Genomic DNA, 10,350 nt, shown 5'->3' on the forward strand with positions numbered 1-10,350 from the left:
TGTTTCCAGTCAATGACATCTGGTGACGGCAGTTATTGCATTGCAGCACGCGTGGCCGACTTTTCAGGCGACAGCAGGTCTTGTTGGCGCACTCAGGACAGATGAAACCGTTCGGAAAACGCCAAGCGAGCAGCGCGTTTTCGCACTGCGCTTCAGTGCCATAGTCCTTGAAAAAATCAAACAGGCTGTAGCCTTTCTGGAATTGGACTTTGCTTTTGGCCATGATCTCGCACCTCAGTAACTGTACGTAAGATCAGTATAGCTCGTGGTGACTGCTAATCATGGGTAATCAGGTAAATCTTTGTGTGCCAGAGGGAGAAAATGGTGACGCTCTGTTTTGTCAGGGGGCGGTGCCAGCAAGGGCAAGGGCGGCAGGGAATAGAGGGTAAAAAGACGTGTCGCTTACGTCAACGTAATGTTACTTGCTTGGTGCTTTTGCTCTAATTTTTACATTGACGCTACATTCTGGCTGCTCTAGATTGGTCCTGTGTCGAGCAGTCATCGCTTTAGCAAGAGAGTGGGTGATTGTGCAGATACTAAGCTCTGTTTAAGCACGTTTCCGTTGGCTTGACCCTCGCATCCGCGAGGGTCTTATTTTTTCAGCGCCTGAACGGCGCCAAACCTGCAAGCTCAGGATTCGGCGGGATAGAGGGCTGACACCACCGCCAGCACCTCGGCGAAGGGATGGTTCGCCAACTGGCCAAAACCGGCCAGATCCCTGGCCTTTAGACGGGTGGTCAGCGGGGTGGCGATGCCACACAGGAAACGGGTCAGGATCCTGGGATGGCGCTGATGGCACAGGGCGATCAGCGGATCGCACCAGGCGCGCAAACCGTGCTCGTTGGGCAAGCCCGGTGATGGCAACGGCGGCAACACGGCGATCTCTCCCCGGCAGACGGAACAGTGCCCGCAGCGCTCGGGGGCGGCGTCGTCGGCAAAATAGCGGGCAAGCTCATGGCTGAGGCAGGTGGTCGAGGTGAAAAAGGCCAGCAGTGCCTGAAGGCGGGCCAGCTCGCTCTGCTCTTTCTTTTCAAACAATCCATGCAGCTCTTCGGCCAGGGTCACGGTATCGATTTGCTGGCTCAGCACCCGATAGAGCTCGGTCATCTGCTTGCTTTCAAGCTCGATCCAACCCTGCTGCTGCAGGTAGTCCAGCGCCGCCGCGGCGCGCTGGCGTTCTCCCTGATATCCCTGCCACAGCGCCTCGAAGTCAATGGTGCACCAGGTGCGCGCCTGGGGGGCGCAGGCAAAGACCTGCTCCAGGAACTGGCGGCGTTCGGAATTGAAACGAGCGAGGATCGCCTGTTTTTCCAGTACGAACCTGAAACGGTACTCGGCAAAGTAGCTGTAGGCCGGTGCAATGACCCCCGCCATCTCCAGATAGACCAGCAGGGTCTTGAGGGGCAGTTGGCGAATGTTGGTCTCGTTGGAGAGGCGCAGCAGGCTGAATTCCCACTCGGCGCCGCTCTGGCGCACGATATCGAGCAAGTGCGCGATGGCGTCCCTGTCCGGCGTATCCCCATAGACGAAGTTTTCCAGTACCGGCAACTGGGCGCGGCTCGCCAGCACGGTGCAGCGGGAGGGAAGCCCGTCACGTCCGGCGCGGCCTATCTCCTGGCTGTAGTTCTCGATGGACTTGGGCAGGTCGTAGTGAATGACCCGGCGAATGTCGGCCTTGTCGATGCCCATGCCAAAGGCGATGGTGGCCACGATGCAGTCGAGTCTGCCAGCCATGAAGTCATGCTGGATCTGGCTGCGCAGGGCGGGATCGAGCCCCGCATGGTAGGCGCATGCCCGGATGCCGCTGGCCTGTAGCTGCGCGGCGCACTGCTCTGCGCTGTGTTGCAGAGTCACGTAGACGATGGTGGGGGCGGCCGGATTCCGGTGCAGCTCCTCGCGCAGCCATGTATCGCGGGCACTGCCGGCCAGCGGGAGGACGGCCAGATCCAGATTGGGTCTGTAGAAACCGGTGACCACCAGATCGTCCCGGTCGATGGCAAATTTTGCCTGCATGTCCGCCATGACGGCCGGGGTGGCGGTGGCGGTCAGCAACAGCACCTGGGGAATGGCCAGTTCACGGCGATGATCCGGCAGCTTGAGGTAGTCGGGGCGAAAGTTGTGGCCCCACTCCGAGATGCAGTGGGCCTCGTCCACCACCAGCAGTGACAGGGGGATGTGGGCGATGAAGCGGCGAAAGCGCTCATTTTTGAGGCGCTCCACCGAAATCATCAGGATCTTGAGCTTGCCATCGCTGGCCTGCTGCATCACGCGCCGGCTCTCTTCCGCTGTCTGGCTGGAGTCCAGAGTGGCGGCGGCGATCCCCTTGCTGCGCAAAAAGGCGAGCTGATCGTGCATCAGGGCCAGCAGGGGAGAGATGACCAGGGTCAGGTGGGGCAGTGCGAGGGCGGGCAATTGATAACAGAGGGATTTCCCCGCGCCAGTCGGGAAGATGGCTGCGGCGCTCTTGCCGGCCAGCAGACGACTGATCACCGCTTCCTGCCCGGGCCGCAAGCGATCAAAGCCGAAGTGTCGGGTCAATAAAGAGGTGATCATGGCAAGGCTCCCTGAAAAAGGGCGTCATCATATCACTTCTGGCCCAGTGGTGGCCGATGATCGGACTGGTTTGGTGACATTTTGACCGTGGTTGATATTGTGTTATCACATTGTTGTAGATTTTTTGTGAGGTAACCCTGATATTTTTCAGTGATTATGTGGAAAAAAACCATGGCAGATGGGATATTCTTGTCCGCAACCCCACGCGAACGGGACAGATCCACCAGAAGAGCTGCCCACGGCGTCACCGTCAACGGACCGGTGCCAATGCGCGGGGCTGGTTGCCAACAGGACTAATGATTCACGCACCATGAGTGCACAGGGACTACTTGATGACACAACAACACCCCCTCATTCGACTGGTCAACAGCACCAGTCTGGTTAGCCAGATCCTAGTCGGTCTGGTATTCGGTATCCTTCTTGCGATGTTCATGCCCGAGTGGGCCAAGGCGGCGGGTCTGCTCGGCAGCCTGTTCGTCGGCGCCCTGAAGGCCGTGGCGCCGCTGCTGGTCTTCGTGCTGGTGATGTCGGCGATCATCGGCCACAAGCAGGGTCAGAAGACCAACATGAAACCGATCCTGCTGCTCTATGTGCTGGGTACCTTCCTGGCGGCTGCCGTGGCAGTGGTGGCGAGCTTCCTCTTCCCCTCCAACCTGCATCTGGTGGCAGGCGCTACCGAGATCACGCCGCCGGGGGGCATCACGGAAGTGCTGCAGACCCTGCTGTTCAACGTGGTGACCAACCCGGTGAAAGCACTGCTGGAAGCCAACTATATCGGCATCCTGGCCTGGGCCATCGGCCTTGGTATCGCCATGCGTCACGCCAATGAGAGCACCAAATCACTGATTTCCGATGTGTCCCACGGGGTTTCCGCCATCGTCAAGGCCGTGATCCGTTGCGCTCCACTCGGCATCCTGGGCCTGGTTGCCTCCACCCTGGCTGAAACCGGCTTCGATGCGCTGTTTGGCTATGCCCAGCTGCTGGTGGTACTGATCGGCTGCATGCTGTTCATCGCCTTCGTGGTCAATCCGCTCATCGTCTTCTGGAAGATCAAGCGCAACCCCTATCCCCTGGTGCTGACCTGCCTGAAAGAGAGCGGTGTGACCGCCTTCTTCACCCGCAGCTCCACCGCCAACATTCCGGTCAACATGGCCCTGGCCGAGAGGCTGCGCCTGCCGGAAGACACCTATGCGGTCTCCATCCCGCTGGGGGCCACCATCAACATGGCCGGCGCCGCCATCACCATTACCGTGCTCTCCATGGCGGCGGTGCATACCCTGGGGATGGAAGTGGACATGGCAACCGCCATTCTGCTCTCCGTCGTCGCCACCATCAGTGCCTGTGGCGCTTCCGGTGTGGCGGGCGGCTCCCTGCTGCTGATCCCGCTGGCGTGCAGCCTGTTCGGTATCAGCAACGACATCGCCATGCAGGTGGTGGCCGTTGGCTTCATCATCGGGGTGTTGCAGGATTCCGCCGAAACGGCCCTCAACAGCTCCACCGACGTGCTGTTCACTGCGGCCGCCTGCATGGCCGAGGATGAGAGCCTGCTGGATGCCGCCCCGGTCCCCAGCCGCGAAGCTTGATCCCCTCAGACTTTCCGCTCTGCACAGGCGCCCTCTTCGGAGGGCGCTTTTTATTTGCGCGCGCGTCAGGCGCCCTGCACCTTCTCGCCGTGTCATGGCACTGACAGTGCTCGGATCCCCCTGTGTGATTTCCCGGGAGGGGCCCGTTGGCCGCCTTACGTGTTCTCGCCACCGCCAACAAGCCATTCCCTGTACCCGCGTGCCCGGCACTGCATTCGGCAGGGCATATCGGGCTGTTTGTGCTGTCAGCATGGCGGCCTGTGGCATCCCCTCTGGTGACCGAAGGGGTCATCTGCTCTTCGGACGCTGTACGGGAAGCCCGGTCAAGGCCCTCTCGGCGGTTTGCCTGCGCCCTGTGGCCGGTATTTTCCTTGAATGCCTTGAAGAAAGGCTCAATTGGGTGGGGATCTGGGCTCTCTGGGCTAAACCCCGAAGATCGGGCGTTCCTGGTAAGGACAAGGGCTCTGGTGTTCTGTCTGGCAAGGCAAATGGCGTGCGGCAGATGACGGGATAACGCAGCACGCCTTGGTCGTGTGCCATGGGGAAAGGAATATGAGCGGCAAGCTGTCACCAAGGGGAAAGAGAGTGGATGAAAGGGCTGTCTTTGATCTGAGGGGCTCTGATCATCTGAGTCCAGTGTCTGATGATCATAACGAACACAGCCCGGCAGAGGAGATCTGCCGGGCTGTGGGAGGCGCCGGGCCAGATGCTGGCCCGACGGTATCGCAGGAAGGCTTAGCCGACCAGTTGATAGAGGATGGCGGAGATGGCGATGAGGCCCATGGTCGCCACGAAGACGTTGCTGATCTGACCCTGGTATTTCGCCATGGCCGGAACGCGCTTGATGGCGTACATGGGCATGAGGAACAGGATGGTGGCGATGATGGGGCCACCCAGGGATTCGATCATCCCGAGGATGGAGGGGTTGATCACGGCCACGCCCCACAGGGTCAGGATGAAGAAGGCGATGATGAACAGCTCCACTTTCTTGTGGTTCGGTGCCTTGCCGGAGCTGCGCATGTTCTGGACGATCATCCCTTTCAGACCTTCACGGGCACCCAGATAGTGGCCGAAGAAGGAGGAGACGATGGCCACGAAGGCAACCAGCGGACCGAAGTAGGAGATGATGGGGCTCGCATGCTGGTTGGCCAGGTAGGAGAGCACGGCGATGTTCTGGGACTTGGCTTCTGCCAGCTGGGCCGGCGTCAGGCTCATCACGCAGGAGAAGACGAAGAACATCACGAAGCCCAGCAGAATGATGGCGGTGCGCTTGAGGATGGCGTCGGACTTGGCGACGGCATGCTCACCGTGACCACGGCGCTGAGCCAGGGCGAAGCTGGAGATGGCCGGGCTGTGGTTGAAGGAGAACACCAGCACCGGGATGGTCAGCCACAGGGTGGTGGCGAAATCCTTGGTGCTCGGCATTTCATTCAGGGCCGCACCGGTCCAGTCCGGGATCAGGTACAGGGAGATGCCCGCCAGAATGGCGATGAGCGGATAGACCAGGAACTCGGTCACTTTCAGCATCAGCTTCTCGCCAGCCAGCATCACGGACATCATGGCCATGATGAGCACGATGGAGAGGATCCAGCGCGGGGGCGGCGTCATCTGCAACTGGTTGACCAGGAAGCTTTCCACCGTGTTGGTGATGCCCACGCCGTAGATCAGCACGATGGGGTAGATGGCAAAGAAGTAGAGCAGGGTGATCAATTTACCGGCACCCACGCCGAAGTGCTCTTCCACCACCTGGGTGATGTCGGCATTGGGCTGCTTGGAGGAGAGCACGAAGCGCGCCAGACCACGGTGTGCCAGGTAGGTCATGGGGCCGACCAGCAGCGCCATCACTACCAGCGGCCAGAAGCCACCCATGCCGGCGTTGATGGGCAGGAACAGGATGCCTGCACCGACGGCGGTACCGAACAGGCTGATCACCCAGGTGTTGTCTTGTTTACTCCAAGCGCGAGATTGGACCGAGCTGATTCCTTGCTCCTGTGCGGCTGCAACATCCTGTGCGCCAGTGACAGTATTGGACATGTATCTCACCCCGAATGTGTGGTTTTAATTAGTCGGCGCAAGAATACTTTCTTTTTAATCAAAAATGTTGATCAAATTCACCTTTGTGCGGCTAAAACCCGTACTTTCTTGTAGAAATGTGATCAAAATAATAAAAAATAAAAATTTATTTATCAAATGCAGTGTTATTTGAATGTTAGCTGGATAATTTCCCACCTCATCATGTTGTCGAAATGTTATGCCGAGATGTGTTGGGCAAGCTGGCGGATCATGCTGGCAGTGGCTCCCCAGATGAAAGATTGCTCCCAAGGGATCCAATAGATGGTGTGACGTCCGTCCGCCCTTGGCAGGCTCAGGGCTATGTGCTGCCCCGGATCCAGCACGTGGGCGAGGGGGACTTCGAAGGCCTGGGCCACCTCGTCCTGGCTCAGGGTCAGCCCGTAGCCTGGGTCGAGCATGGCGAGGACCGGCAGCACATCGTAGCGCGAGACGGTATTGAGAGGGGTGAGGCTGCCGATGATCCGGATCTGGGAGGGGGGAATGCCAAGCTCCTCCTCGGTTTCCCTGAGCGCGGTGTGAATGAGGTCCCGGTCTTCCGGGTCCTGGCGCCCGCCGGGAAAGCTGATCTGTCCCGGGTGGTGGCGCAGGGCGGCGCTGCGGCGCGTCAGCAGCAGGTGCAGGCCCTCGGGGCGCTCCACCAGGGGGATCAACACGGCAGCAGGTTTGAGCCCGGCCAGTGCCAGGCGATGGGCGGAGGCGGGGCGCTGCAGCAAAAAGCGGGTCAGCAGCTCGGCACTCGTCATCTCCATGGGTCTCCTTGTGTCGGCCCCGCAGGGCCGGATGGGATCAAAGGGCATCGAGCAGTGGCAGGATACGGGCCACCTTGTCGTAGGTTTCCTGATATTCGGCGTCGGGATCGGAGTCGGCGATGATGCCGCCCCCCGCCCAGCAGTGCAGCTGACCGGCTTCGACGATCAGGGTACGGATGCAGATGCTGGTATCCATCCTTCCGTGCTGACTCAGATAACCGATGCTGCCGCAGTAGGCATTGCGCCGCACCGGCTCCAGCTCCTCGATGATCTCCATCGCCCGGATCTTGGGAGCCCCTGTGATGGAGCCGCCGGGGAAGCAGGCCCGCAGCAGATCCACTTCTTGCCAGCGCGCATCCAGTTCTCCGTGAATGGTGGAGACCAGATGATGCACCGCCGGGAAGGATTCCACGGCAAAGAGATGCGGCACAGTGACCGATCCCGGCAGGCTCACCCGGCCGATGTCGTTGCGCAGCAGATCGACGATCATCAGGTTCTCCGATCTGTCCTTGTCGGCGCTGGCGAGTGACTCGGCCACCCTGGCATCCTGGGCGGGATCCGGGTGGCGAGGCCGGGTGCCCTTGATGGGCTTGGTCTCGATATGGCGCTTGTCGAGCAGCAGGAAACGCTCCGGGGAGAGGCTCAGAATGGCGCTGTGCGGCAGGCGGACAAAGGCGGAGAACGGCGCCTTGTTGGCGGCGCTCAGGGTTAGATAGGCGGACCATTCATCTCCCTGATAAGGGGCGCTGAAGCGCTGGGTCAGGTTGATTTGGTAACAATCCCCCGCCGCCAGATAGGCCTGGATACGGGCAAACTTGTCCCCGTATTCGGCCCGCGTCATGTTGCTCTGCCAGGGGCCGGTCAGGCGAAGGGGGAGGGTGGTTCGTTCGCGCTGCGCCATCAGCCAGTCGAGCCTGCGGGCGAGGCCGGCTTCATCACCCCAGTGGGCCAGTTGCCAGTGTCCCGTCGCGACATTTCGCAGCAGCGCCCAGTCGTAGATCCCGACCGCCATGTCGGGCACTTGGATGTCCTGTTGCGCCACTGCGGGCAGACGCTCGAATCGTCGGCCCAGATCGTAGCCAAAGAGTCCCAGGGCTCCCCCGATAAACGGCAATCCCGAGTCATCCTCAACGAGCTCCCCAAGCAGGGCTTGCTGGGTCTTGGCGAGCAGGGCGAGGGGATCGCCGTCATGATGGTGCTGGTGGTTATCCTGGGTGAGGCAGGTGCTGATACCCCGGGTTTCCAGGGTGGCAAGCGGATCGGCGCTGATGATGTCAAAACCGTTGTCAGCCCCCAGGGGGCCGGCGGATTCCAGCAGGATGGCCCAGGGTTGGTGTTGCAGGCAGGCAAACCAGGTGTGGAGCGAGGCCTGCGGGTCGAAATGGTGGATATGCAGTCTTGGTTTCATTTTTTGTTACATAGGCAACAGTTTGCGCCCGGCTCCCTAGCCGGTTCGGGTGGTCAAGCGTATCATGGCCGCCGGCATTTTTAAGAAAAACACCGTTATAAAAACACGCCGCAGTCTGCCGGCTCCAGGTGCATTTGCCACCTGCCGAAGGCCCGGCTCATATGGAAGCCCTTGCTCGCGCAAGCGATAACAAGGACCAGTGAGGATGATATGAGCATCATTAGAAAACAGGACTTTATCGATTCCATTGCTGACGCCCTGCAGTACATCTCCTTCTACCACCCCCTCGATTTCGTGCAGGCCGCCAAGGCCGCCTATGACCGCGAGATCAACCCGGCCGCCAAAGATGCCCTGGCCCAGATTCTGATCAACTCCCGCATGTCTGCCGAAGGTCATCGCCCGCTCTGTCAGGACACCGGTATCGTCACCTGCTTCGTCAAGATCGGCATGCAGGTACAGTGGGACAGCGACATGACGGTCCAGGAGATGGTGGATGAGGGCACCCGCCGCGCCTATACCAATCCGGACAACCCGCTGCGCGCCTCCGTGCTGGCGGATCCGGCCGGCAGCCGCAAGAACACCAAAGACAATGCCCCCGCTGTCGTGCACATCGACATGATCCCGGGCAACAAGGTGGAAGTGAGTATCGCGGCCAAGGGCGGCGGCTCCGAAAACAAATCGAAGATGGTGATGCTCAATCCCTCCGACGACATCGTGGAGTGGGTGCTCAAGACGGTGCCGACCATGGGGGCTGGCTGGTGCCCGCCCGGCATGCTCGGCATCGGCATCGGCGGCACCGCCGAGAAGGCGGCGGTGCTCGCCAAGGAAGCTCTGATGGAGCACATAGACATCCAGGAGCTGATTGCCCGTGGTCCCGAGACCACCGAAGAGAAGCTGAGGGTCGAGCTCTATGACAAGGTCAACAAGCTCGGGATCGGTGCCCAGGGGCTGGGCGGCCTGACCACGGTGCTGGATGTGAAGGTGAAATCCGCACCGACCCACGCCGCCTCCAAGCCCGTGGTGATGATCCCCAACTGCGCCGCCACCCGTCACGTGCATTTCGAACTCGATGGCTCCGGCCCGGCGGAGCTGACACCCCCCAGGCTGGAAGACTGGCCGGAGATCACCCGTGAGTCCGGTGGCAATGTGCGCCGGGTCAACGTGGATGGCATCACCAAGGCAGAGCTTGCCAGCTGGAAGAGCGGTGATACCGTGCTGCTCTCCGGCAAGATCCTGACCGGCCGCGACGCCGCCCACAAGCGCATCGCCGACATGCTGAAAAAAGGTGAAGGACTGCCGGAAGGGGTCGATTTCACCAACCGCTTCATCTATTACGTGGGCCCGGTCGATGCGGTGCGTGACGAGGTGGTCGGCCCGGCTGGCCCCACCACGTCCACCCGGATGGACAAATTCACCGACATGATGCTGGGAGAAACCGGCCTTATCGGCATGATCGGCAAGTCCGAGCGCGGCCCCAAGACGGTCGAGAGCATCAAGCAGCACCAGGCTGTCTACCTGATGGCGGTGGGCGGCGCCGCCTATCTGGTAGCGAAAGCCATCAAGAAGGCGCGCGTGGTGGCCTTTGCCGATCTGGGGATGGAGGCCATCTACGAGTTCGAGGTGGAAGACATGCCGGTCACCGTGGCGGTCGACTCCCAGGGCAACAACATCCACGAGACCGGCCCGGCCTACTGGTCCGCCAAAATTGCCGAGCTGGAGACCAAGCTGGCTTGATCAATCGGACTTCGATGCAAACGGAGGGCGATTAGCCCCCGTACAGCAGCATGTTGAAAGGCGACCCTCGGGTCGCCTTTTTTTGCGGGCCCCATTTGACGGTCTGGGCCTGAGCAAATTTACTGCTGCTGTGCTGCTGTGCTGCTGTGCTGCTGTGCTGCTGTGCTGCTGTGCTGCTGTGCTGCTGTGCTGCTGTGCTGCTGTGCTGCTGTGCTGCTGTGCTGCTGTGCTGCTGTGCTGCTGTGCTGCT

Annotated in this window: 7 protein-coding genes; 2 read left to right on the top strand and 5 right to left on the bottom strand. The window is 60.6% G+C overall.

Annotated features, from left to right (window positions below; genetic code table 11):
• Window positions 1-223, bottom strand: a 223-nt coding sequence (locus C3418_RS20915) for a transposase (RefSeq protein ID WP_146054115.1), incomplete at its 3' end; no start/stop codon positions are given.
• A 407-nt stretch (window positions 224-630) separates the two neighbouring features.
• Entirely contained in the window at window positions 631-2,553 is a 1,923-nt protein-coding gene (locus tag C3418_RS20920; protein WP_052815758.1) for an ATP-dependent DNA helicase RecQ, read from the bottom strand.
• A gap of 332 nt (window positions 2,554-2,885) precedes the next feature.
• Between C3418_RS20920 and sstT the strand changes: the two genes are divergently transcribed.
• Entirely contained in the window at window positions 2,886-4,136 is a 1,251-nt protein-coding gene (gene sstT, locus C3418_RS20925) for a serine/threonine transporter SstT (protein ID WP_049636004.1), read from the top strand.
• Between the two features lie 735 nt (window positions 4,137-4,871).
• Here sstT and C3418_RS20930 read toward each other — a convergent pair.
• The 3 genes from C3418_RS20930 to pabB form a co-directional block, all read right to left on the bottom strand.
• Complete coding sequence (locus C3418_RS20930) at window positions 4,872-6,170, bottom strand: serine/threonine transporter (RefSeq protein ID WP_049636005.1); 1,299 nt, start codon at window positions 6,168-6,170, stop codon at window positions 4,872-4,874.
• A gap of 215 nt (window positions 6,171-6,385) precedes the next feature.
• Window positions 6,386-6,952: a CoA pyrophosphatase gene (locus tag C3418_RS20935; RefSeq protein WP_049636012.1), complete on the bottom strand. Its 567-nt coding sequence runs from the start codon at window positions 6,950-6,952 to the stop codon at window positions 6,386-6,388.
• A 43-nt stretch (window positions 6,953-6,995) separates the two neighbouring features.
• Complete coding sequence (pabB, locus tag C3418_RS20940; protein ID WP_103859206.1) at window positions 6,996-8,366, bottom strand: aminodeoxychorismate synthase component I; 1,371 nt, start codon at window positions 8,364-8,366, stop codon at window positions 6,996-6,998.
• A gap of 210 nt (window positions 8,367-8,576) precedes the next feature.
• On the opposite strand from pabB, the gene C3418_RS20945 reads away from it, so the two are divergent.
• Window positions 8,577-10,100, top strand: coding sequence for a fumarate hydratase (locus C3418_RS20945; RefSeq protein ID WP_010674897.1), 1,524 nt, complete (start codon window positions 8,577-8,579; stop codon window positions 10,098-10,100).
• Window positions 10,101-10,350: the final 250 nt, after the last annotated feature.

Source organism: Aeromonas sp. ASNIH8 (assembly GCF_002919855.1).
GTDB classification, from domain to species: Bacteria; Pseudomonadota; Gammaproteobacteria; order Enterobacterales; family Aeromonadaceae; genus Aeromonas; species Aeromonas caviae.